23 protein-coding genes are annotated in these 22,563 nt (G+C 59.7%); 10 read left to right on the top strand and 13 right to left on the bottom strand.

The annotated features are described in order from the left end of the window. Positions 1-4: 4 nt before the first annotated feature. On the top strand, positions 5-1,054 hold the full coding sequence (locus VRY85_RS06985; RefSeq protein WP_414597886.1) for a cytochrome d ubiquinol oxidase subunit II: 1,050 nt from the start codon (positions 5-7) through the stop codon (positions 1,052-1,054). Here VRY85_RS06985 and VRY85_RS06980 read toward each other — a convergent pair. Beyond that, complete coding sequence (locus tag VRY85_RS06980; RefSeq protein WP_414597885.1) at positions 997-2,433, bottom strand: ATP-binding protein; 1,437 nt, start codon at positions 2,431-2,433, stop codon at positions 997-999. The genes VRY85_RS06985 and VRY85_RS06980 overlap by 58 nt on opposite strands. A gap of 11 nt (positions 2,434-2,444) precedes the next feature. After that, on the bottom strand, positions 2,445-3,146 hold the full coding sequence (locus VRY85_RS06975) for a response regulator (RefSeq protein ID WP_414597884.1): 702 nt from the start codon (positions 3,144-3,146) through the stop codon (positions 2,445-2,447). A 35-nt stretch (positions 3,147-3,181) separates the two neighbouring features. Between VRY85_RS06975 and VRY85_RS06970 the strand changes: the two genes are divergently transcribed. Next, positions 3,182-4,357, top strand: a complete 1,176-nt coding sequence (locus VRY85_RS06970; protein ID WP_414597883.1) for a hypothetical protein — start codon at positions 3,182-3,184, stop codon at positions 4,355-4,357. Positions 4,358-4,363: 6 nt separating this feature from the next. Continuing rightward, entirely contained in the window at positions 4,364-6,175 is a 1,812-nt protein-coding gene (gene recQ / locus VRY85_RS06965; protein ID WP_414597882.1) for a DNA helicase RecQ, read from the top strand. Positions 6,176-6,253: 78 nt separating this feature from the next. On the opposite strand, the gene ruvB is transcribed toward recQ, so the two are convergent. Further along, positions 6,254-7,321 (bottom strand): Holliday junction branch migration DNA helicase RuvB, encoded by a 1,068-nt coding sequence (gene ruvB, locus VRY85_RS06960; RefSeq protein ID WP_414597881.1) that lies wholly within the window; start codon positions 7,319-7,321, stop codon positions 6,254-6,256. Positions 7,322-7,482: 161 nt separating this feature from the next. Here ruvB and VRY85_RS06955 point away from each other — a divergent pair, with 161 nt between their 5' ends. Further along, positions 7,483-8,454 (top strand): threo-3-hydroxy-L-aspartate ammonia-lyase, encoded by a 972-nt coding sequence (locus VRY85_RS06955; protein WP_414597880.1) that lies wholly within the window; start codon positions 7,483-7,485, stop codon positions 8,452-8,454. Positions 8,455-8,490: 36 nt separating this feature from the next. Here VRY85_RS06955 and ruvA read toward each other — a convergent pair whose 3' ends face one another. The 6 genes from ruvA to VRY85_RS06925 form a co-directional block, all read right to left on the bottom strand. Beyond that, complete coding sequence (gene ruvA, locus VRY85_RS06950) at positions 8,491-9,063, bottom strand: Holliday junction branch migration protein RuvA (RefSeq protein WP_414597879.1); 573 nt, start codon at positions 9,061-9,063, stop codon at positions 8,491-8,493. 27 nt (positions 9,064-9,090) lie between these two features. Next, a complete protein-coding gene (gene ruvC, locus VRY85_RS06945) occupies positions 9,091-9,633 on the bottom strand; it encodes a crossover junction endodeoxyribonuclease RuvC (protein WP_414597878.1) in 543 nt (180 codons plus the stop codon). Further along, positions 9,633-11,225 (bottom strand): bifunctional phosphoribosylaminoimidazolecarboxamide formyltransferase/IMP cyclohydrolase, encoded by a 1,593-nt coding sequence (purH, locus tag VRY85_RS06940; protein WP_414597877.1) that lies wholly within the window; start codon positions 11,223-11,225, stop codon positions 9,633-9,635. The genes ruvC and purH overlap by 1 nt, the downstream gene beginning before the upstream one ends. 25 nt (positions 11,226-11,250) lie before the next feature. Beyond that, entirely contained in the window at positions 11,251-11,490 is a 240-nt protein-coding gene (locus tag VRY85_RS06935; protein ID WP_414597876.1) for a helix-turn-helix domain-containing protein, read from the bottom strand. 25 nt (positions 11,491-11,515) lie between these two features. Next, on the bottom strand, positions 11,516-12,526 hold the full coding sequence (gene dusB / locus VRY85_RS06930; protein ID WP_414597875.1) for a tRNA dihydrouridine synthase DusB: 1,011 nt from the start codon (positions 12,524-12,526) through the stop codon (positions 11,516-11,518). A 103-nt stretch (positions 12,527-12,629) separates the two neighbouring features. Beyond that, positions 12,630-13,796, bottom strand: coding sequence for an FAD-dependent monooxygenase (locus VRY85_RS06925; RefSeq protein ID WP_414597874.1), 1,167 nt, complete (start codon positions 13,794-13,796; stop codon positions 12,630-12,632). 502 nt (positions 13,797-14,298) lie between these two features. On the opposite strand from VRY85_RS06925, the gene VRY85_RS06920 reads away from it, so the two are divergent. The 3 genes from VRY85_RS06920 to VRY85_RS06910 are packed head-to-tail and all read left to right on the top strand — an operon-like array spanning position 14,299 to position 17,064. Further along, the gene (locus VRY85_RS06920; RefSeq protein ID WP_414597873.1) at positions 14,299-14,634 is read left to right on the top strand and encodes a hypothetical protein; all 336 of its coding nucleotides are present in this window, start codon (positions 14,299-14,301) and stop codon (positions 14,632-14,634) included. A 27-nt stretch (positions 14,635-14,661) separates the two neighbouring features. Then, complete coding sequence (locus tag VRY85_RS06915; protein WP_414597872.1) at positions 14,662-15,519, top strand: cytochrome c oxidase assembly protein; 858 nt, start codon at positions 14,662-14,664, stop codon at positions 15,517-15,519. A gap of 15 nt (positions 15,520-15,534) precedes the next feature. Beyond that, a complete protein-coding gene (locus tag VRY85_RS06910) occupies positions 15,535-17,064 on the top strand; it encodes a M48 family metalloprotease (RefSeq protein ID WP_414597871.1) in 1,530 nt (509 codons plus the stop codon). A gap of 27 nt (positions 17,065-17,091) precedes the next feature. Here the strand turns inward: VRY85_RS06910 and VRY85_RS06905 are convergent, their stop codons facing one another. From VRY85_RS06905 to VRY85_RS06895, 3 genes are read right to left on the bottom strand one after another with little or no spacing between them, the layout of a single operon-like run. Then, on the bottom strand, positions 17,092-18,183 hold the full coding sequence (locus tag VRY85_RS06905) for a YheT family hydrolase (protein WP_414597870.1): 1,092 nt from the start codon (positions 18,181-18,183) through the stop codon (positions 17,092-17,094). 17 nt (positions 18,184-18,200) lie between these two features. Next, positions 18,201-18,413 (bottom strand): zinc-finger domain-containing protein, encoded by a 213-nt coding sequence (locus VRY85_RS06900; RefSeq protein ID WP_414597869.1) that lies wholly within the window; start codon positions 18,411-18,413, stop codon positions 18,201-18,203. 22 nt (positions 18,414-18,435) lie between these two features. Beyond that, on the bottom strand, positions 18,436-19,356 hold the full coding sequence (locus VRY85_RS06895) for a branched-chain amino acid transaminase (protein ID WP_414597868.1): 921 nt from the start codon (positions 19,354-19,356) through the stop codon (positions 18,436-18,438). 157 nt (positions 19,357-19,513) lie between these two features. Between VRY85_RS06895 and VRY85_RS06890 the strand changes: the two genes are divergently transcribed. The 3 genes from VRY85_RS06890 (at position 19,514) to VRY85_RS06880 (ending at position 22,090) form a co-directional block, all read left to right on the top strand. Further along, on the top strand, positions 19,514-20,239 hold the full coding sequence (locus VRY85_RS06890) for an AzlC family ABC transporter permease (RefSeq protein ID WP_414597919.1): 726 nt from the start codon (positions 19,514-19,516) through the stop codon (positions 20,237-20,239). A gap of 2 nt (positions 20,240-20,241) precedes the next feature. Continuing rightward, the gene (locus VRY85_RS06885; RefSeq protein WP_414597918.1) at positions 20,242-20,574 is read left to right on the top strand and encodes an AzlD domain-containing protein; all 333 of its coding nucleotides are present in this window, start codon (positions 20,242-20,244) and stop codon (positions 20,572-20,574) included. A gap of 142 nt (positions 20,575-20,716) precedes the next feature. Further along, entirely contained in the window at positions 20,717-22,090 is a 1,374-nt protein-coding gene (locus VRY85_RS06880) for a DEAD/DEAH box helicase (RefSeq protein ID WP_414597867.1), read from the top strand. A 17-nt stretch (positions 22,091-22,107) separates the two neighbouring features. Here VRY85_RS06880 and VRY85_RS06875 read toward each other — a convergent pair whose 3' ends face one another. Continuing rightward, positions 22,108-22,482 (bottom strand): thioredoxin domain-containing protein, encoded by a 375-nt coding sequence (locus VRY85_RS06875; protein WP_414597866.1) that lies wholly within the window; start codon positions 22,480-22,482, stop codon positions 22,108-22,110. Between the last annotated feature and the right edge of the window lie 81 nt (positions 22,483-22,563).

Below are 22,563 nucleotides of genomic sequence, written 5' to 3'. Positions count from 1 at the left end.
ATATATGGTAGATACCCTCGCTTTAGCGCTGGGGCTAAATCCACAAGCCCCCGAATTCTGGTTACCGCTGGCCTTCATGGCGCTGCTGTTCATCGTGGTGCTGGCGGGAACGGTGCTTGATGGCTTCGATATCGGGGTGGGGTGTCTGAGCGTATTCGCGCCCGCACATCTCAAGCCGCGTATGTTGGCCTTACTCAGCCCGTGGCGGGATGCCAACGAATTCTGGCTGTTTTTGGGCTTGGGGCTGTTTATGGCAGCCTTTCCTCTGGCCTGGGGCCGCATCATGAGCGAGCTGTATCTGCCGGTCACGCTACTGGCAGTTGGTACGCTGCTACGTTCTGTAGGCTTCGAGCTGCGTCTGCGCGCGCCTCGCGAGTTGCAAGCCTATTGGACAGGCCTGTTCGGGCTGGGCGCGTTGTTGGCCGCCATGTCTCATGGTTTGCTGCTGGCCAAAATGGCCTGGCTGGCTCAGGGGGGGGTCGGGCATGTGTGGTTTGCGGTATTTACCGCAGCCTGTGCCGTGGCCGCTTATTGTTTGCTGGGAGCTTCCTGGCTCATCATGAGGGAAGGCGGCGAATTGCGCGCCCGCGCCATTTTCTGGGCGCGGCGTTGCGTGCGGTGGGCGGCAGCCGGGGTGGTGGGCGTGTCGGTGGTGCTGGCGATGGGGCATCCCGGGATTTTCCTGAAATGGAGCGGCAGCGGGGTGCGCGGGGGGGTGGCAGGTTTCTGGGTTTGCATGCTGGCAGCCTTTATTTGCACAGAAATGCGCTTACAACGCATGATCAACACCAGCTTTCGCAATACGGCACTGCCTTTTGTGCTGACGCTGCTGGTTTTTTGCATGACGTTCGGCGGCCTGGCGTACAGTTTCTTCCCTTATCTGGTGGTGGATGAGCTCACCATCTGGGATGCCGCGGCTGCAACTGAATCATTGCAGCTGGTGCTGGTGGGTGTAGCGGTTGTTTTGCCGATTGCGCTGGTCTTCAACACCCGGGTCTATTGGCGCATGTTCGGTTTGTCGATGCCGCCTGAGCCTCCGGAATTCGGGCGCTGAAGCGGCAGGCTGATTTTTACTTGCAGTCCGCCGCCTTCAGCATCATCCAGGCTTAGCGTGCCGCCATGGGCGCGGGTAATCATGTCGGCCAATGCCAGGCCCAGCCCGACTGAACCCGTGCGTGTCCGCGCTTCGTCCAGGCGCGAAAACGGCCGCAAAGCCTCGGCGCGGCGTTCCTTGGAGATGCCTTCTCCATGATCGCGCAGAGTCAGCACGGCGTTCTGCCGTTCTTGCGTCAGGGAAATTTCCACCGGCGGTTTGCCGTGGTTGAAGGCGTTGGTGACAAGATTATCAATCAGTCGTCCCAATGCAAGTTCGTCGGCAGGCAGAATCAGGTCTTCTTCCGGCATACGCAGCAGGCGCACGTCGCGCCCGGCCTGTTGCCATGTTGCGACACGTTCTTCCAGCCAGGGGCGCACAGGAAGGGGCACATAATGGTATGAACCCTGGTCGGAACCCCTGACGTAGTTGATGAATTGGTCGATCATGCGCTGCATATCCTGGACGTCCTGACGCATGCCGTCTTTCAAGTTGGGGTCATCCGTCATTTCTATCCGCAGCCACATGCGTGATAACGGGCCTTTTAAATCGTGCGGCAGGCCTGCAAGTAGTGTGCGTTGTACTGCGGCAGATTCCGCCAGGGTGTCCAGCATGGCGTTGAAACGCTCTCCCAGGCTGCGCGTTTCGGAGGGGCCGGAGGGCACGACGCGCTGGGGTTGGCCGGCGGCCAGCTGGTCGGCAGCCTGGGCCAAGCGTGTCAGGGGACGGGTGATATGCCAGGCGAAAGCGGCTGAAGCCAGTAGCAATAGCGCCATGCCAGACAGCCAGACAATCACCATGGGGGTGGCGACAGGCCGCGTGATGCGATCCAACGGAATCACCAGCCATTCTCGCGAACGGACGTTCTCCTCAACGCCCGGCGCTTCAATCAGCGAGATGTACAGGCGTGGCTCGGGGCCGCGCGACAAAGCGACGCGGGCGTCATCATCTAGCCGTTGGTTGAGCGCTTCGACAAAGTCGCGCAAGTTGCGGCGAATATCGTCGGGCGGCGGGGGGCGGTTCGAGTCATCATGAGCACGGTGGCGACGACGTTCCAGGCTGGCATTAGCAGGCAATGAACGCGACCACAGCCGCCATTGGTTCTGCGACGCGTCGCGTACGAAGTCGGGCCGTTGCTCTGAGGGGATTTCCGCCAGTGCGGCCCGCAGGGTGCGGATAGTGGTGGCTGTCAGCTCAACGGAAATATCTTCAGTGAACTGTTTGCGGTAATGGCTGACAGTTGCGAATGTGGCTGCTTGCACCAGCACAATGGTGCCCAGCGTGAGCAGCAACATGCGGGCACGCAGGGAACGGGGGAGGAGGGATCGCCAGGCGGGCATGGAGTTTGCGCTTAGGGAGAGAAGCGATAGCCCACACCCCAGACGGTTTGTATCCAGCGGGGTTGTTTTGGGTCGTCTTCCAAGGCGCGGCGTAGTCGGAGTACAGCAATGTCGATGGCGCGGTCGTTGCGTTCGCCTTCTTCATCATCGCGTGCCAGAGCCAAAAGACGCTCACGCGACAACGGTTTACCCGGGTTGCTGATCAGGGCTTCCAAAAGGTTGACCTCACCGCCTGTCAGTTTGATTAGGGTGTCGCCACGATGCAGTTGCCGGGTGACGGGGTTGAACACGAACGGGCCGAAGCTGACGGGTTTATCTTTGATGAGTGCCGACGCCCCTTTTTTGCGGCGCAGTACCGCTTCGATGCGGGCCAGCAGTTCACGGGGGTCAAAGGGTTTGCCGAGATAATCGTCAGCGCCGGCCTCCAGCCCGATGATGCGATCGACGGTTTCATCTTTGGCCGTGAGGAGGATAATAGGAATATCCTCGCCTTGCTGGCGCAGTCGGCGGCAGGCTTCGGCGCCATCGCCGTCCGGCATCATGCGGTCCAGCACGATGAGATCCGGGCTGTAGCGCTGAATACGGGCTTCCAGATCGCTGGCGTTGGGGGCGAGCAAAGTGTCGTACTGATGGCGGTTCAGGTAGTCGGCCAACAGTTGCAACAGGGCTGGGTCGTCGTCCACGACAAGGACTTTGGTATGTGGCTTTTCCATGGAGGTCAAGTTTACTCTTGCGATGCCGATGCGCCATGACTTGGAAACGGATTGAAATCGTCTCTTGCGTATTAGGGGCGGGCATGGCGCTATTTGCCGGCTGCGCCAGCGTCAACAGTGATACCACTCGGCAGACGCCGCCAGAACGCGATGCAGGCGCTCCAGCCGATGAATTAGCAGCCACTGCGACCAGGGGCAGGGAACTGCCGTTACAGGCCCGTGGGGCGTCCCACCAGGCGTCTGACATAGGCTATGGGTTTGAAGAGCCGTTTGTACCGGATATTCCAGCTTCCTATTTCTGGAGTCCCGAGGACGGTTTGCGTTTGCGAACGTTCGATTATGCGCGCCACTTTGCCATTTCCAGACACTCTACCGGCTTGCTGGGTGGGTTTGAGAAAGTCGGGGTGGAAACGCCAGAGACACGCTGGCAGCCCAAGCCGGATAGCGGCGGGTGGCAGGCCGGTACCGCGCAATGGCGAGCCAGCTTGGGTGAAGCCACTGACTTTGCTTTGGGCAGCAGCGAGATCGTAACGCCGGGCTGGAATGAGAGCCTGAAACTCGGCGGCATCCAATTCAGGCAAGGCGTTCCCGCTCCGGCCGATCAGGCACCGCAATGGAATTATTCCATGGCGCTTGGGGTGGTAGATCAATCCGCCGCCAATGCTTCAGACCTGACTTTTGGCCCGGCTGCAGGCCGTTTTGCATTGAATTACGAATACAGCCCGACGGTGAAGCTGGTGACTCATGCCGAGGCTGCAGACGACTTGGTGACATCCGAGGTGGGCGGGCAATATGACTTGGGAAGCTGGGGCCGCTGGCAGTCGGGCTTTGCTCATTCCAGCATGGGAGGCAATCAAGGATGGCGTTACCGGGCGTTGGCGGATTTTGATCTTGCCGACGATTGGACCGTGAGTTGGGCGGGAGAACGCCGCACGGATGGCTTTATGGATGTGAGTCGCTATGCCGCCGGTGCAGGCTTGGCGGGCGGCGAGCGGCAGCGTTGGGCGGCTTCCTGGAATGTGGGCACTTGGGGGCAATGGTCGGGCAGCTTCGAGACGGCTCGAGACAAGTTAGGCACTCAGAAGCGTCGTTTCAGGGTGCGTCAGCAGTTTTGGTATAGCCCGAATCTGCGCATCGGTATCCACGCAGAGCGCGAAACAGTGGCAGACGACTATGATATAGGGCTACGTTTCTCCGTCCCCCTGTATTGAATCCGCATGTCCACCCCTTTGGAAACCCTGCAACGCGTCTTCGGCTACGAAGCATTTCGTGGCGAGCAGCAAGCCATTATCGACACATTGCTGGCAGGCGGCGATGCCCTTGTGCTCATGCCTACCGGTGGGGGGAAATCCCTTTGCTACCAGATTCCTGCCTTGTTGCGCCGGGGTACCGGCATTGTGGTGTCGCCCCTGATCGCCCTCATGCAAGACCAGGTAGACGCCTTGCGTGAATTGGGCGTGCGTGCGGCATATCTGAATTCATCGCAGGACTGGCGGGAGGCGCGCGAAGTCGAACGACAAATGCTGGATGGCGAACTCGACCTGCTTTATGTGGCGCCGGAACGCTTGCTCACCGACCGCTGCATGGATTTGCTGAGCCGATCACGTATTGCCTTATTTGCCATTGACGAGGCTCACTGCGTGTCTCAGTGGGGGCATGATTTCCGCCCTGAGTATCTGGGTTTGTCGGTGTTGCATGAACACTGGCCGGACGTCCCCCGCATTGCGCTGACGGCCACTGCAACCGGCACGACGCGCGAGGAAATCGCCCGGCGGCTTGCTCTCGAAAATGCCGCGCATTTTGTGTCGAGCTTCGACCGGCCAAATATTCTGTACCGCATTGTTGAGAAAAACGAGGTCAAGCGCCAGTTGCTGGCCTTCATCCGTGAGGAACACATGGGCGACAGCGGCATTGTGTACTGCCTATCGCGTTCCCGGGTGGAAGATATCGCCGCCTTCCTGTCGCAAAACGGCATCCCGGCGCTGCCCTATCATGCGGGGATGGATGCGGCGCGACGCGCCGAACACCAAGCCAGGTTTTTGCGTGAAGAAGGGCTGGTCATGACGGCCACGATTGCCTTTGGCATGGGCGTCAACAAGCCGGATGTGCGCTTTGTGGCTCACGTCGATCTACCCAAGTCGGTGGAAGGTTACTACCAGGAAACGGGCCGGGCGGGGCGCGATGGCGAACCGGCCACCGCCTGGATGGCTTACGGCTTGCAGGACGTGGTGCAGCAGCGCCGCATGATTGATGAATCCAATGGCGATGAACAGTTCAAGCGCCGTTCGGGCCGCCAACTGGATGCCATGCTGGGGCTGTGCGAAACCGTCGATTGCCGCCGCCAGCAGTTATTGGCTTACTTTGGCCAGAATATTCAGCCTTGCGGGAATTGCGATACCTGTCTGGAACCGCCCGAATCCTGGGATGGCACGGTGGCTGCCCAGAAACTGCTATCAGCGATTTTCCGGCTGTGGCGCGAACGCGGCCAGCGCTATGGCGCCGGCCACATCATTGACATACTGCGCGGCAAGCTGACGCCCCGAGTGCGCGAACAAGGACACGATACCTTGAGCGTTTTTGGTGTGGGCGCCGACCTCTCCGACCAGGCTTGGCGCGGGGTGTTGCGCCAGCTGCTGGCCAAGGGGCTGGTCGCAGTGGATTTTGAAGGGCATGGCACGTTGATGCTGACTGACGACAGCCGTTCGGTGCTAAAAGGCGAAACCGTTCTGATGTTACGCCGCGAGGTTGCCCGCGCCACGACCAAGGCGAGTACGCGGCGGCAAGCGGCCGCTGATACTGCGCTGGAACCCGACGAGCTGGAACGCTTCGAGGCTTTACGCGCTTGGCGTGCTTCGGTGGCCCGTGAGCATGGTGTGCCCGCCTACGTTATTTTCCACGACGCCACCCTGCGCGAAGTGGCACGCCGCAACCCGCAAACGCTGGGTGAACTGGCACATGTGCATGGGGTAGGCGTGCGCAAGCTGGAAGCCTATGGTGAGGCTTTATTGGGGTGTGTGGCCGAAGTCTGAAAAAACTCTGAATAAGCCACTGCACGGCATGTGTCTTTGGCGGCGGTGGGCCTTCCGCCAAAGGATTTCAGAGGCAACTTAGAAGAGTTCTGCGCTGCCGCTGCCTGCGCCCGTGGGAGGTGTCAGGCCCAGGTGCTGCCATGTGGCGCGCGTGGCGATGCGCCCGCGTGGAGTGCGCTGCAGAAAGCCGGTTTGAATCAGATACGGTTCGATGACATCTTCGATTGTGTCGCGCTCTTCGCCAATCGCTGCAGCTAGGCTATCGACCCCAACCGGGCCGCCGTCGAATTTATGCACAATGGCTTCCAGCAGCTTGCGGTCCATGAGATCCAGCCCCATAGGGTCAACCTCTAGCATGGTGAGTGCGGCCGAGGCGGTTTCGGTGTCAATACGGCCCTCGGCCTTGACCTCGGCATAATCGCGTACACGGCGCAGCAGACGGTTGGCAATGCGTGGTGTGCCACGCGAACGGCGGGCGATTTCTGCGGCGCCTTCCCGGCTGGCGCCGGCGTTCAGCAACCGGGCGCTGCGTTCAACGATCTGGGCGAGATCTTCAGCTGAATAAAATTCCAGCCGCGACACTATGCCGAAGCGGTCGCGCAGAGGGTTGGTCAGCATGCCGGCCCGCGTTGTGGCGCCCACCAGGGTGAACGGCTGCAAGTCGATTTTTACGCTGCGTGCTGCCGGGCCTTCGCCAATCATGATGTCGATCTGGAAGTCTTCCAGCGCGGGGTAAAGGATTTCCTCCACCACCGGCGACAGCCTGTGGATCTCGTCAATAAACAGTACGTCGTTCTTTTCGAGGTTGGTGAGCAAGGCGGCAAGATCGCCGGGGCGCTCAAGCACCGGGCCGGATGTTTGGCGCAGTTGCACGCCCATTTCGTGGGCGACGATGTGGGCTAGCGTGGTTTTGCCCAGGCCCGGCGGCCCGAACAGCAGAACGTGATCAAGGGCTTCCTGGCGTGCGCGCGCAGCCTGAATGAAGATTTCAAGCTGTTCTCGCACCCGCTGCTGCCCGATGTATTCCTGTAGGGCGCGCGGGCGCAGGGCGCGTTCTATGGAGTCTTCGTTAGGGGAAGCGCTCTGGGGGGTGACGATGCGCTCGGGCTGGGCCGCGGGCGCCAGGGCGTCGGAGTGTATGGCCATGAAAGCAGCTGTTTATATTTACAGGAATAGACGCCCTAGTATAGAACGCCGGAGAGGGGCTGGATACGTTTGGAAGAGCGGTAAAAAGGCGGGAAGGGTCAAGCGGCACCAATCCTTCATATATCATGGAGGTAATTTTATAAGTTGGAGCGGAAACCGGAATGTCCCTTGCTTTGCCTAAATTTCAAGATGTCCAGGAAGCGGCTGAGCGCCTGCGCAGTGTTGCGCATCGCACTCCCGTACTGACATCTCAAACACTTAACGGCCGTCTGGATGCCGAAGTTTTCTTCAAATGTGAAAACCTGCAACGGGTAGGCGCCTTTAAGTTCCGTGGTGCTTACAACGCCATAGCCAAGTTAAGCCAAGCCGAGCGAGCCGCAGGGGTTGTGACCTATTCTTCCGGCAACCATGGGCAGGCCATTGCCCGCGCCGCCCGGACATTAGGGGTGACCGCCACAATTGTTATGCCGTTGGATGCGCCCAAGGCCAAACGCAATGCAGCAGCTAGCTACGGCGCGCGCATTATTCCCTACGATCGTGAAACCGAGAGTCGTGAACAGGTTGCGCAGGATCTGGTGGAAAAAGAAGGGCTCACCCTGATCCCGCCGTTTGATCATGCGGACGTGATCGCCGGGCAGGGCACGGCTGCGATGGAGCTTATCGAAGACGTAGGCGGGCTGGATGCGCTGTTCGTGCCCTTAGGCGGCGGCGGGTTGTTGGCGGGTTCTCTGCTCTCCGCCCATGCGTTGGCGCCGGAATGCCTGGTGTACGGTGTGGAGCCTCAGGCGGGAAATGATGGCCAGCAATCCTTCAACAAGGGCGAAATCGTACGTATCGACCCGCCTCGTTCGATTGCGGATGGTGCGCTGACTCAGGCATTGGGTGAACTCACCTTTCCCATTATCGAGCGCTACGCTCACGATATTCTTTCCGTTCCTGATGAAAAGCTCGTGGCCGCCATGCAATTTTTTGCCGAGCGCATGAAGCTTGTGGTGGAGCCGACCGGCTGCTTGGGCGCGGCGGCAGTGCTGCGCGAAATTGTGCCGGTGCGCGGCATGCGGGTGGGTGTGATTCTCAGTGGCGGAAATGTGGATCTCGCCAGCTATGCGGCCTATATGGCGCAAGAGGTATAAAAAATGGGGCGCGTGAACGAACGGCGCCCCAATTTTTTAGCGCGCCATGGATTTCAGCGCCAAGCGAATGCCTTCCGCCACGTCTACGTCAGCGGGCAAGGCTTTGAGCGCTTTCTGAGTTTCGGCGCTGGAATAGCCCAAAGAAAGTAGGGCGTTAAGAATATCCGACTGCCCGCCTGCAACGGGCGTAGCGGCTATGCCAATATCCGCTCCCAGTTTGCCGCGCAGTTCCAGCAGCAAGCGTTCGGCGGTTTTCTTGCCGATGCCCGGTACTTGAGTCAGTCGCCCGGTTTCCTGCAGCGTGATGGCGCTGGAAAGCTCTTCCACGCTCATGCCGGATAGCACTGCTAAAGCAATGCGTGCCCCGACCCCGGTTACCTTGATGAGTGCACGAAATGCGCTGCGCTCAGCTTTGGAAGAAAATCCATACATAATGTGAGCGTCATCGCGCACTTGCAGATGGGTGTGCAGGGTGACCTGAGCGCCGACGTCCGGCAGTTTGTAAAGCGTGCTCATAGGCACGTCGATCTCGTAGCCAATGCCGCCCACGTCTATACAGATGGTAGGCGGGTTCTTTTCCAGCAATGTGCCGTGTATGCGTCCGATCATGGGGTTCTCTCAGGGCGTAGTCATGTGTCAGCCCAGCAGGCGGCCGTTGCGTATGCGCCGCATGCTGCTCTGGCCAAGATGGCCTTGAGCCAGGGTGGCGGCCAACGGCTGGGTATGAGCATGGCAAATGGCGCAGGCCAGGGCGTCGGCGGAGTCTGCGGAGGGCAGGCCGTTGAGGGCCAGCAGGCGCTGAACCATGTGCTGGACTTGTTCTTTGGCGGCCCGGCCCGTGCCGACTACTGCTTTCTTGACTTGTAGCGCCGTGTATTCGTGAACTTCCAACCCTGAGTCGGCCAAGCCGCACATGGCGGCGCCGCGTGCTTGGCCCAATAGCAGGGTAGAAGTCGGGTTGGTGTTCAGAAAGACCTTTTCCATGGCCGCGATATCGGGCTGGTGTTGCCCGGCCACTTCACGGATGTTGTCCAGGATGGTCTTGAGGCGAGCGGCCAGACTAAGGTTGCTGGGCACGACAATAGTGCCGCTGGCTACGTAATGCAGCCGCGGGCCGTGGACGTCGATGACACCAAAGCCCGTGCGCCGCAGGCCAGGGTCGATGCCCAGAATACGCATCAGTGGCGGAAGTGGCGGGTGCCGGTAAACACCATCGGTATGCCACGCTCGTCGGCGGCGGCGATAACTTCGTCGTCGCGTATGCTGCCACCCGGTTGAATTACACAGCCCGCTCCGGCATCGACCACGACATCCAGACCGTCGCGGAAGGGGAAGAAGGCGTCGGAAGCGACAGCGGAACCTGCCAGAGACAGGCCGGCGTTCTGAGCCTTAATGGAAGCAATGCGGGCGGAGTCTACCCGGCTCATTTGGCCCGCGCCTACGCCAAGTGTCATACCGCCGCCGGCGAAGACGATGGCGTTGGATTTCACGTATTGCGCCACTTTCCAGGCGAAGCGGAGATCCTGCATTTGGGCCTCGGTAGGCTGCAGCTTAGTCACGACGCGGAAGTCGGCGTCAGGCACGCGGAAATCATCGGGGTTCTGCACCAGCCAGCCGCCGCCCACGCGTTTTACATCAAAGGCGTTGTGACCGTCGCCCAGCGGTATCTGCAATAGGCGTACGTTTTTCTTGGCTGCGAATACCGTCATAGCCTGGGAAGAGTATTCGGGTGCCAGAACCACTTCGACAAATTGATTGCTGATCGCTTCTGCGGTGGCGCCGTCGATGGGGCGGTTGAAGGCGATGATGCCGCCGAATGCGGACGTCGGGTCGGTCTTGAACGCCTTTTCATAGGCTTCCAGGGGCGTCGCACCAATTGCGACGCCACACGGATTGGCGTGTTTGATGATGACGCAGGCGGCGGACTCGAAGCCACGCACGCATTCCCAGCCGGCATCGGCGTCAGCAATATTGTTGTAGGACAGTTCTTTGCCCTGCAACTGGGTGTAGCTGCCCAGCAGGCCGGGAGCTACGGAAGGGTCGACGTAGAAAGCAGCTTTTTGGTGCGGGTTTTCGCCATAGCGCAGTACTTGATTCTGCTTGAGCTGCAGGGTCAGGACGCGTGGCCAGTCATTGCGTTCCGCCGGTTGGTCTTGTTCAGGCTCATTGCTCACAAGGCTGCTGAGGTAGCTGGCGATTGCACCGTCGTAGGCGGCGGTGTGAGCATAGACCTTGGCGGCAAGTTCCAGGCGCAAGCCGTATGAAGGCGCGCCTTGTGGCCCGTCCATTTCAGCCAGCACACGGCGGTAGTCGGCAGGGTCGATGACCACAGTGGCGCCGCCCACCTGCGTGCCGTGATTCTTTGCGGCGGCGCGCAACATGGCAGGCCCGCCGATATCAATGTTTTCGATGGCGTCTGCGAAGGTGCAGCCCGCCTTGGCGATCGCTTCACGAAACGGGTACAGGTTCACAACCAGCAGGTCGATGCGCTCGATGCCGTGTTCTTCCAGTGCCTGCATGTGTTCAGCACTGTCGCGGCGGGCCAGCAGACCACCGTGAATTTTTGGGTGCAGCGTCTTGACGCGACCGTCAAGAATTTCGGGGGAACCCGTGTGCTGAGCGACTTCCGTTACCTTGACGCCGGACTCGGCCAGCAGCTTGGCCGTTCCACCAGTAGAAAGAATACGCACGCCACGGCTGACAAGCGCCTGGGCGAAATCGACAATGCCCGACTTGTCGGATACAGAAAGGAGGGCGGTCTGGATTTTCATGTGATTTCAGTGAAGGAAGAAAGAATCAGGGTTGCAGGTCGTGAGCCAGCAGTTTCTTGCGCAGCGTGCTGCGGGTAATACCCAGCATAGTGGCGGCTTTGGATTGATTGCCGTTGGACTTTTCCAAGGCGACCTGCAGAACCGGGCGCTCAACGCAGGTCAGGACCATGGCGAGCATGTCGCGGGGCTCGGAGTCGCCCAGATCCGTGAAGTAGCGCTCAAGTTGGGCACGCACGGATTGTTCCAGGGGATTGATGTGGCTCATGATAAGGAAGTGCTCTAGTTGCGGTTCACGCTGCAATGGCGTGAATCTCTATGGTTTCATTGGTGGAGAATTGGTCGAGCCAAGACTGCAGTGCTGCAACCTGATCTCGAGTTGTTTCACTTTTGTTGATGCGTTGTCGCAATTGCTCTGCCTGGGGGAGGCCTTCAACATACCAGCCGATGTGCTTGCGGGCGGTGCGCACACCCGTATATTCGCCATAGAACTGGTAGTGATCTTCCAGGTGATCCAGCAGGCAGTGCCGGAGTTCGCCCCAAGTAGGCGGCGCCAGGCGCGTTCCCGTTGCCAGGTAATGGCTGATCTCGCGGAAGATCCAGGGCCGACCCTGTGCGGCGCGGCCGACCATGACGGCATCGGCCCCCGTATACTCTAATACCTCGCGCGCCTTTTCGGGACTATCGATATCCCCATTAGCGATAACAGGGATATCGAGGTTGAGTTTGACTTCGCGAATAGTGTCGTATTCCGCCTCGCCTCGGTAGAGGTCGCAGCGCGTGCGGCCGTGCAGGGTCAGGGCGGCAATGCCGATATCCTGAGCGAGCTGCCCGATGCGTACGGCATTACGCGAAGCGTGATCCCAGCCGGTGCGGGTTTTGAGTGTTACGGGGACATCGTAGGGGCGGCAGGCTGCCACGACACTTTTCAGTATTTCGGCAACCAACGCCTCATCGCGCAACAGGGCCGAACCCGAAGCCACATTGCAGACCTTCTTCACCGGGCACCCCATGTTGATGTCGATAATGTGGGCGCCTTTCTCGATGTTGTAGCGCGCCGCTTCGGCCATCATTTCGGGGTCGGAGCCGGCAATCTGCACGGCGATAGGGTCGGTTTCTCCCTGGTGATCCAGCCGGCGTGCCGTTTTGACGCTGTTCCAGAGCTTGGGGTTGCTGGCAGCCATTTCCGACACGGCATAAGCCGCCCCTAACGCTTTGCACAAGCGTCGATAAGGGCGGTCGGTGACCCCCGCCATGGGGGCAACGAAGACAGGATGGGAAAGAGTCCAGGAGCCGATGCGCATTCGGGGGATTTTAACCCCCCTTTTGGAAAGGCTGATCAGGGATTGATCAAGGTTGCTTTCAAAGCGATGCCGCCGCACGCAGCAAGTGCGGGCTAGGGCAGGGTCAACTGCGCAGCCCTTCCAGGAGCTGGCGCGCCAGCTGGTTGCGCAGCGGAGGGAAGATGTCCATGGCCAGCAGCGCCGCGCCCCCTGCGTGTTCTACCAGGGGGTTGCGCGTGGAAAAAACGCGCGGCAAAAAGTCGGTAATGGCGATGGTCAGCCAACGATCCGCACGCCGACGGCGGGTGAACTCCACACAGAACGGGTCGGGATTGCTTTCCGGGCGTAGCAGCCAACGGCTCAGGCTTTGCGCAAGCTGAGCTACATCGCGCAGGCCCAAGTTCAGGCCCTGGCCGGCTACAGGGTGCAGGGTTTGCGCTGCATTGCCAATGGCGATGCAGCGGGCATTGATGCGTGACGGCCCGGCATGCAGGGCCAAGGGGAAGACAGCTCGCCGGCTGACGCTTTCGAAAGAGCCCAAGCGGTCGCCGAACTGCTCGTGCAACAGGCGATCAAACTCGGCGGCAGGCAAGCCGCGCAGCATTTCGGCCTGTTCGGGGCTGCAACACCAGACGATGCTGTAGATGTCGTTACCCTGGGGGTGGGGTAAGGCAGCCAGTGGCCCGGTCTGGGTGAAGCGCTCGTAAGCCCAGCCGGGTTGCGGACGCGAAGCCCGCACGTTACTCAGTACGGCATGTTGGCCGTAGTGGCGCTGTAAACCTTCGGGCCGGGCACCATCGGATTGCACAGCCAACCGGGCGGTAACGACACCGCCCTCATAGCGGCACTCGACGTGTTGCCCGCTCAGGCGGGGTTGGGCGCGCGCCTCGATACGAGTGACGCCGCTGCTCTCGAGCGCGTTCTGTAGAGCGACCAGCACGTCGTCATAACGCACGACGCTGCCCAGGCGCGGCACGTTGAGCTCGCGATGATCAATAATGACGCGGCCCAGGCGGTTCCGTTGCGAGACATGCACTTGCTGAATGTCGGCAGCGGCTTGCGGCCAAGCGTTAAGCGTTTCCAGGAATACACGGCTGCCGTGATTGAGAGCCAGGCAGCGCGGGTCTATCCCGGCTGAAGCCGTATTGCCTGATTGGGGCAGCCGCGGTGCGGCAGGGCTTGCCAGGGCGATGCGGGATGGGTCGCGCGCTTTGTGTGCCAAAGCCAGCGCCAGGGCATTGCCCGCCGGACCGGCCCCGAGTATGACGACGTCGAAATCGGCTGTGTTCATAGCAGCGTATTCTACGCCTTCACGCTACCCCTGTAATGGCTTTCCCGGCTTGACCGCTTCAATTTCCCGGCGTGACGGCTTCAATGGACGATGCTCAGGGAGCTACATTCAAAATCCTACGCGCTTGACTCAGTTTTAAAGGGTTGCGGCCCTCTGCGCAGCAACGTGGCCCGGTCTCGCATCACACCGCGTAGTTTTTTTGATGGGGAAAAGTGCCGTAAGGCATTGTTGAATAAGTATTTTTCAGTTAGAATTCCGAATGTTGAAACTTCATGGAGCTGTGTGGTGAATACCGACCCCGGCGAAAGTTGCAGTCGATTACCTATCGACGCCTATCGTTCCAGGCGCTAGAGCCATATTGCTCTCCCGCGTCCTGGATTCCCTTCAGGGCGCGGAGCTTCTCGCATGTGTACATGCTGACTCCCGCCGTATCCAATAACTGTGGCTCATGCCATTTGATTGGGCCATCTCCCCGGTGTTCTGTCGGGGGGCAGGAGTCATTATGCGTTTGTTTCATCTCTTTCTGCGCCGTGCAGGCGTAACGGCTTCCACTGCGCGCGCACCGCGCAGCACATCACGACTCACCGTTGTGTGTCCACGCGAACACCTTCCAGCCGTGCGTCGCCAGATTTACCGCGATCTTCACGCTGACGGCATTCAGGTTGCCCAGCTAAGCGTCGATTATGGTCAACCGGTCGGCATGGTGCGCGCCAGCATAACGGTGGATTGTCCTCCCGTTTTACGTGCAGAACTCATGTCCCGGGCGCGTCGCTTGCAAGCTCATCCCGGTATTCATGAAATCCACTGGGGTGCGCAGCGCCAGCATGTTTTAAACTAGAGGAGTTCCTCTCCCGGATTTACATCCATGCATTTGCTCGAATGGCTCATCCCGTGGGAATTCTCCCCTCTGTTCCTCTTCTTTTTCCTGGGTGGGGCATGGCTGTTCGCACGAGGTACGCGCGTTCATAAAGTGTCCGGCTGGCGGCAGGCGCTGTTCTGGTCGGGCATGCTCATTCTTTATTTATCTATGCATACCCGGCTCGACTACTACGCCGAGCGTATGTTTTTCATTCATCGCTTGCAGCATCTGGTCCTGCACCATCTAGGGCCCTTGCTCATCATGGGCGCCTACCCAGGGCAAGTGCTGCGGGCCGGCCTGCCCATGCGCTGGCGTATCCGCTTGCGCGACTTCCGCCGCACACGTCTGGGGCGTGGAATTGAGGCCGTGCTTACGCATCGCATTCTGGTGCCCTTCCTGTTTGTCATCCTGGTTGTGGGCTTCCTGATTCCAACCGTGCAGTTCTATTCCATGCTTGATTGGCGCCTGTATCGCCTGATGAACTGGTCGGTGGTGATCAGCGGCTTCATGTACTGGAATCTGATTCTTGATCGCCGCCCCAGCCCCCCTGCTGTGTTGTCGCCTGGCGGCAGGGTTTTTTGCCCCATCATCACCATGGTGCCGCAGATCATCGTAGGCGCCGTCATCACGTTTTCCGAGAAAGACCTCTACCCGATTTTCGACCTCTGTGGTCGGGCCATTCCCGGCATGACGGCCATCACCGATCAGGCCATCGGGGGGTTGACGATGTGGGTGCTGGCAGGGTTTATTGAGGTCTTTGGCGTGCTTTATGCGTTGTCCACTGTCATGCGTCTGTCAGAGAAGAACCGTTTACCGCAGCGATCCAGGCGGAGGGTTTCCCGGGGCATGCCTGTGGTGTCCTGAATGGCTGCGTTCACTATGAAGTCCCTCCCTATTAAGCGGTGCTTTCGTTTTTTCAGCCTGGCCCGGTTCCACCGCTTGGCGGTCAGTGGTGCGATCAGCGCAGTGCTGATCGGCTGGGCTGTCGCACCCGCTGCGGCGCAACCCATGGGCATACCCAGCATGGGGCTGGCCTCCGCGTCAGAGCTTGCTCCAGAAGTTGAGCGAACGCTGGGCGACGCAATCATGGAGCAGGGGCGGCGCGACCCGACGTATATTGGCGACCCCGATGTCCTTCAATACCTGACTGACATGGGCCGCAAGCTGGCCTCACATGCAGATACCACGGCGGAGCGTATTAACGTTTTTGCCCTGCGTGATCCGCAGATCAACGCCTTTGCCTTGCCGGGCGGGTATATCGGTATCAACAGTGGTTTGGTGGTTGCAGCCCGCTCGGAATCAGAACTCGCGTCTGTGGTGGCTCACGAAATCGCTCACGTGCTGCAACGCCATATTGCGCGCGGCATGACCCAGCGCGCTCAGACTAATCACGCCATGATGGCCGCCCTGGCCGGCGCCTTGCTGGCGGCCCTTTCTGGCAGCCCAGATCTGGTCATGGGGGTTGCGGCTTTCGGGCAAGCGGCGGCGGTTGACCGCCAGCTTGGCTTCTCTCGTCAAGCAGAACAAGAAGCTGACCGCGTGGGCCTGACCATGATGACGCGGGCAGGTTACGACCCGGCGGGCATGGCGCGCATGTTCGAGTTGCTGAGCAATGCCTCCCGCCTCAATCAGGGCACAGGCGGCAATGCCTACACCAGCACCCACCCTTTGTCGGTGCAGCGCATGTCGGATGCCCAGAACCGTACCTTGCGGGCTGAGCGCAGGCCCGATATCAGCAGCGACGCCTTCTGGTATGTGAGAGCCAAGTTGCGCATAGAGCAAGCCCGGGCGGGCCAAGCGTTGCGTTCTGCTGAAGATCAGTTGCGAGCCGACGCCCGGCAGGCTCAGGGCGTGCAACGGTCGGCGGCGTGGTACGGGCTGGCGTACTCAGCGTGGAAGCGGCGCGATCTGGATCAAGCCACAGAAGCCCTGGAACAGGCTCGCGCTCAAGGGCAGAGTTCTGCGCAGATATCCGGGCTGGAAGTGGCAATCGCGCTGGCTCGTGGCGATACCGAGGCAGCCGTCAGCTTGGGCAGGCAGGCGGCGGCGCGCTGGCCGGGCAGCCAAGGCGTTGCGCTGGCGCAGGTGGAGGCCTTACAAGGGGCGGGCCGCTATGAAGAAGCGATTGATGTCCTTAAAGCCCGCATCCAGCAGTGGCCGGAAGTCCCGCGCTTGTGGCAGTTGCTGGCGCAAAGTCAGGAAAGGTTAGGGTTGCGTGCCGAGGCGCGCCAATCTATGGCGCATTTCTACGAACTCACAGGTGCTTTGCCTGCCGCTGTCGAGCAGTTGCAGCAGGCCCGAGCCATGACGCGTGACTTTTACGAGCAATCTGCACTGGATGTGCGGATCCGCGAGTTGAAGAATCGTTTGACCACCGAACGTGCGCTACTGGAGCGTTTCAAAAGCTGAGTGCTTACTGGCACCGGTACGTCGTTTTCAAGTTTTCGTTTCGAAGTAGCAGGCCAGCCGTGTGGGCAGCCAGTTGATATTGCCGGGAAAGCTTCCCGTGACAAAAGACGCATGGCCGCCTTGCGCTGGCTGGTGCAGCAATATGGCGTCAGAACAATCGTGCGAACCGGGCAGGGAGGTGGCCGGCACGAAAGGGTCGTTGCGGGCATTCAACACTAAGGTGGGCACAGCGACAGTTTTCAGCAAGGGTTTGCTGGAGGCACGGGTCCAGTAATCCAGAGCGTTACGGTAGCCATGCATGGGAGCCGTGTATAAGTCATCGAATTCCCGCAGGCTGCGTACCTGGCTCAGGCGCAGGGCGTCGATCGTGCCGGGGAAACGGCGGGCCTTGTCGAGCACCTTGGGGCGCATCGTCCGTAAAAAGTGGCGGCAGTACACGTGACGGCCGCTACGCGTTTCAGACAGCGCGCGCCCACAGGCGACCAGATCAAGGGGTACAGAGACGGCCGCCGCTGCGAGCAGCCATGCGGCATTTTGTTCTTGTTCGCCCAGGTATTTGAGCATGGCGTTGCCGCCCAGCGAAATGCCGATGGCATGCCAGCGGCCCTGTGGTACACGTTCTCTGACGGTATCCAGCACAAAGCCGATATCGGCGGAATCACCGGAAAAATAAGCGCGCGCCATGCGGTTTGGAAAGCCCGAACAGCCACGGAAATGGGCAATAACGGTGACCCAGCCGCGAGCCCGAAAGTATTGCGCGATCGCTTGCGCATAGTGGCTGCGGCTGCTGCCTTCCAGGCCATGGAAAATCACCACGGCAGGGGTGTCTTCTGCTTGCCTGAGTTGCCACCAGTCAGCATCTTGCATCCAGCGACGCGCAGCAGTTTTTTCCATTTGGGGGTCGGGCTGCACGTGACTGCCATCGACGTGGCGGTCGGCGAACAGCTTGGGGCCGGCCCAGTCAAAGTCCAGAAAGTCGCCATCAGGCGTGTCTACCCGTTCCCGAACGAAGGAAATGCGGTGATGGCGGGCAGCCAGGGACCCATAAAGGGTTTGTGCGTGCCCGCCCGGCAGCCACCATGGCACTGGACAGGGTGAGGTATCGACGCTTGCGGTCACGTCCAGCCTTTTCGCTTCTAGTGGCCGCGGACTTTCTCGCCTTCTTTCAGTTGATAGTGTGTGCCGCAATAAGGGCAGATGGCGCCATCAGACTGAATGATTTCGATATACACGCGCGGGTGCATGCTCCAGAGGGGGGCTTTAGGACCAGGGCAATAGACGGGGAGGTCTTTAGCCTCTACGTAAACGGTTTCGCCTTTTTGGAGAGTCTTATCGGGCGTACTGCTCATTTTTCTTCCTGAAAAGTTGGCATCAGACGGGAGTGAGCCAATGATGATACTTGGGATTGCGGCCATGCACGGCGTCGAAGAAGGCGGTTTGCAGTTGCTCGGTTACGGGGCCGCGCTGCCCGGCACCGATGCGTCGGCCGTCGATTTCGCGTATGGGGGTGATTTCTGCTGCGGTGCCTGAGAAAAAGGCTTCGTCAGCGATGTAGAGGTCGTCGCGGGTGAGGCGACGCGTATGCAGGGTAAGGCCAAGATCAGCGGCCAGCGTATGCACGGTGGCGCGGGTGATGCCGGTGAGCGCAGAGGCGATTTCCGGTTCGTAGAGCACACCGTCTTTAACGATGAAAAGATTTTCGCCCGCGCCTTCGGCCACGAAGCCGTCGGTGTCGAGCAGAATGGCTTCATCGTAGCCGTGATCCAGCGCTTCGGCGTTAGCCAAGATGGAATTGGCGTAGGTGCTGGCGACCTTGGCGCGCGGCATGGTGACGTTTACATGCTGCCTGGCATAAGAGGAAATTTTTACGCGTATGCCCGATTTAAGGGCTTCTTCGCCAAGATAGGCGCCCCAAGACCACGCAGCGATCGCTACATGAACGGTGGCGCCTTTGGGAGACACCCCCATTTTTTCGGAGCCATAGAAGACCAACGGGCGGATATAGCAGGATTCGAGCTGATTGGCTCGAACAGCTTCGCACTGGGCGGCATTGATGGTTTCTTGGTCGAAAGGAATCGGCATCTGGTAGATGTGGGCCGAATTAAACAGACGACGGGTGTGATCGTGCAGCCGGAAAATCGCTGTGCCTTGCTCAGTGTTGTAGGCGCGCAACCCTTCGAAGACCGCCAGACCGTAGTGCAGGGAGTGCGTAAGCACGTGAGTATTGGCCTCACGCCAAGGAACTAGTTTGCCGTCATACCAGATGACACCATCACGATCAGCCATGGACATATCGCTCTCCCGAAAAGTGCATTGATTGTACCAAGGGCGGCCCTGAATAAGTCGGTCGCGGCATGTGCAGAGTTTCCCCAATGCGGGCCCTGCTTGTGCGTACAATGATGGGCTGCTGCTATTTTTCAATAGGGTTGGCTTTGTGTCGTTCAGCAGGTTGCATAGAAGTTGGCCGCAAGCACGATATCGTGCTCAGTTCGTGCTCGGGTTTCGCGATGCGCTGCCCGCGTTGGTGGCAACCAGCATATGGGGGCTGGTAACCGGCATCGCCATCGTCAAGTCGGGCATCAGTGAAACCCTGGCGACTTTGATGACCCTATGGGTGTATGCGGGTTCCGCGCAATTGACCTCTCTGCCTCTTATTAAAGAAGGTGTGCCGCTGTGGCTGATTTTTGCCGCCGGTCTGGTGGTGAATATCCGCTTCGTCATTTTTGGCGCCGCCTTGCAGCCGTTTTTCCGTCATCTGAGTTGGCCCAAGCGGCTTGGGGTGGGTTTCTTTTCCACCGATATTGCCTTCGTGCTGTTCATGGGCCGCTATGGTGAGTCCCGGTTGCGCGGCGAGCCTCGTCATCTTTGGTACTTCTTGGGTGTGATCGTCCCTGGCTGGATAACCTGGAACCTGTGCTCCATTATTGGCGTTTATTTAGCAGCGGCCATTCCCGCATCGTGGTCATTGGAGTTCGCCGCCGTGTTGGCGTTGTTATCTGTGGTGATACCGCTAGTCAGTACTCGACCTGTGGCCGTATGCATTCTGGCTGCTGCCTGCGTGGCCTGGATGGGACAGGGCCTGCCTTTGCGGCTGGGGCTGGCCGCAGCGGTAGTGGCAGGCATTCTGGCTGGCGTGTTGAGTGAGCGCTTTACCAAAGAAGTGAGGCAGGCATGATGCTGGATGAGGGTAGCTGGTATGTCTTAGGCGCCATTCTGGTGCTGGCGCTGTGCAGCTTGATCACACGGGCAGGTTACATGGTGTTTGGCGATTACCTGCCTTTGCCGGAAGGGGTGCGTCGTGCATTACGTTACGCGCCTGCGGCGGCTCTGACAGGAATCATCATCCCCGAGATCCTGCCTTGGCAACCGGGTGATTGGCCAACCTTGGATGTCAAGGCAGTCGCTGCGTTAATTGCCATTTTCTTGTACTGGCGTACGCGCAACAGCCTGTTCGTGATTGCCGGCGGCATGGTGGCCTATTGGTTGTTACGCCCTTGGTGGCCGTTCTGAAATGCTGCAAAGTGTAGCGGTAGTGCCTCATGTCGCCCTCGATATAGGAGCTTTATCAAGGGGTGACGACGGTTGTGCGTTAAAATCAATATGTTAACGACGCTGCCGCTTGAGTTTTCAAGCGGGGCATGCACACCTTTCAATGACAGATACCACACAAACTCAGCCAGATACCATCGCCTCTTTCTCCGAATTCGGGCTGCACCCCAGCCTGTTGCAGGCCATTACCGAAACCGGTTATACATCGCCGACTCCCATTCAGGCTGCGGCTATCCCGCTGGTGTTGGACGGCCGGGATGTCATGGGGGCCGCTCAAACGGGCACAGGCAAAACGGCGGCGTTTACGTTGCCTATTCTTCACCGGCTCATGCCGTTGGCCAATACCAGCGCCTCGCCCGCCCGCCATCCTGTGCGCGCCCTGATTCTCGCGCCTACCCGCGAACTGGCCGACCAGGTTCATCAGAGCGTCGCACAGTACAGCAAGCACACGCCGCTTAGAACCACCGTGGTGTTCGGTGGGGTCGATATTGCGCCGCAGCGCGACGCACTGCGGCGCGGTTGCGAGGTGCTGGTTGCTACGCCGGGCCGCCTGCTTGATCACGTCGAGCAGAAAACGCTCAACCTTAGCCAGGTGGGGCTGTTTGTTCTGGATGAAGCCGACCGCATGCTGGACATGGGCTTTCTGCCCGATCTCGACCGCATTGTGCGCCTGCTTCCAGCGCGGCGTCAGGGTCTGCTGTTTTCCGCTACCTTCAGCAACGATATCCGCAAGCTGGCACGCACTTACCTGAATAATCCGGCTGAAGTCGAAGTTGCGGCTCGTAATGCCACGGCCGATACGGTCAGTCAGACGGTCTATGAACTCAGCTCTGCTGAGAAACGGGCTGCGGTTGTGCATCTGGTGAAGTCACGCGGCTTGCGCCAGGTGATTGTGTTTTCCAATACCAAGATAGGCTGCAGCCGCTTGGCCCGTGAACTGATTCGTGATGACGTCAAGGCGGAATCCATCCATGGCGATAAAAGCCAAGCCGACCGCATGAAAGCCCTTGAGGCGTTCAAAGCGGGCGAGCTTGAAGTCCTGGTGGCGACGGATGTTGCGGCACGCGGGCTGGATGTCGCTGGCGTGCCTTGCGTGATCAACTACGACCTGCCTTATAACGCTGAAGATTATGTGCACCGTATTGGCCGCACCGGCCGGGCAGGCGCCAGTGGCGAGGCGATTAGCTTCTTCTCTTCAGAAGAAGAGCGGTTGCTGGCAGATATAGAAAAACTCATTGGCCGCAAAATCCCGCGTGGCACGCTGTCCTTGCCATCAAGCCCACGGCGTGGCCGCACTTCTCAAAGTCGCGGTTCCAGCGCGTATTCTCGGGCGCCACAGCAGCCGGTGGATGACTTCTTCTACAAGCCTTATGTGCCGTCTGCCACAGCCGCCCAGCCTGCTGCGGCGTCAACCACGGCGGGCAATGGCCGCGATTCCGAACGTCGTAAATCGGTAGGGGTGCTGCTGGGCGGTTAAGCCCGCAGGCTCGAGGCTCAGATCAGGTTCTTTAACAGAGCCGGGCCTTCCTGCTGTGTGGGCCGGCCGGCATCCATGCTTTGAAGAAGGCGCTGGAGGTGCTCGGGGTGGGGCAGCATGGGGCCGAAAAACAAGTTTCCGTCAGGAGACTGCACCAGCACGGTGGGGAAGTTTTCCACCTCTTCGTCGTCAAGCAACGCTTCATTTTCTTCAATGTCCACCCAGGCAAAGAGATGCTCTGGGTGGCTGGCGGCCAACTTTTTGAACCCGGGCAGATAGCCGCTGCAGGTATCGCACCAGGCGGCGCAATAACAGACAACGACCAAGCCCCGGTGTGAGGCCAGGCGCTTTGCCAATGCCGGCAATTCAGTTTGAGCGTCAAAAAAATTCATCGGATGGATAGGGGCGACTGACTTTAAAACTTGCCTCGCTTAACTCCGCCCTGTAGGACGGCGCTTGCACATAGGCGCTCG

It is taken from the genome of Achromobacter sp. F4_2707, assembly GCF_047501535.1.
Classification (GTDB): domain Bacteria; phylum Pseudomonadota; class Gammaproteobacteria; order Burkholderiales; family Burkholderiaceae_B; genus Yanghanlia.
The sequence above is the reverse complement of the archived record's forward strand: the minus strand, read 5'-3'. Positions and strand labels throughout refer to the sequence as shown.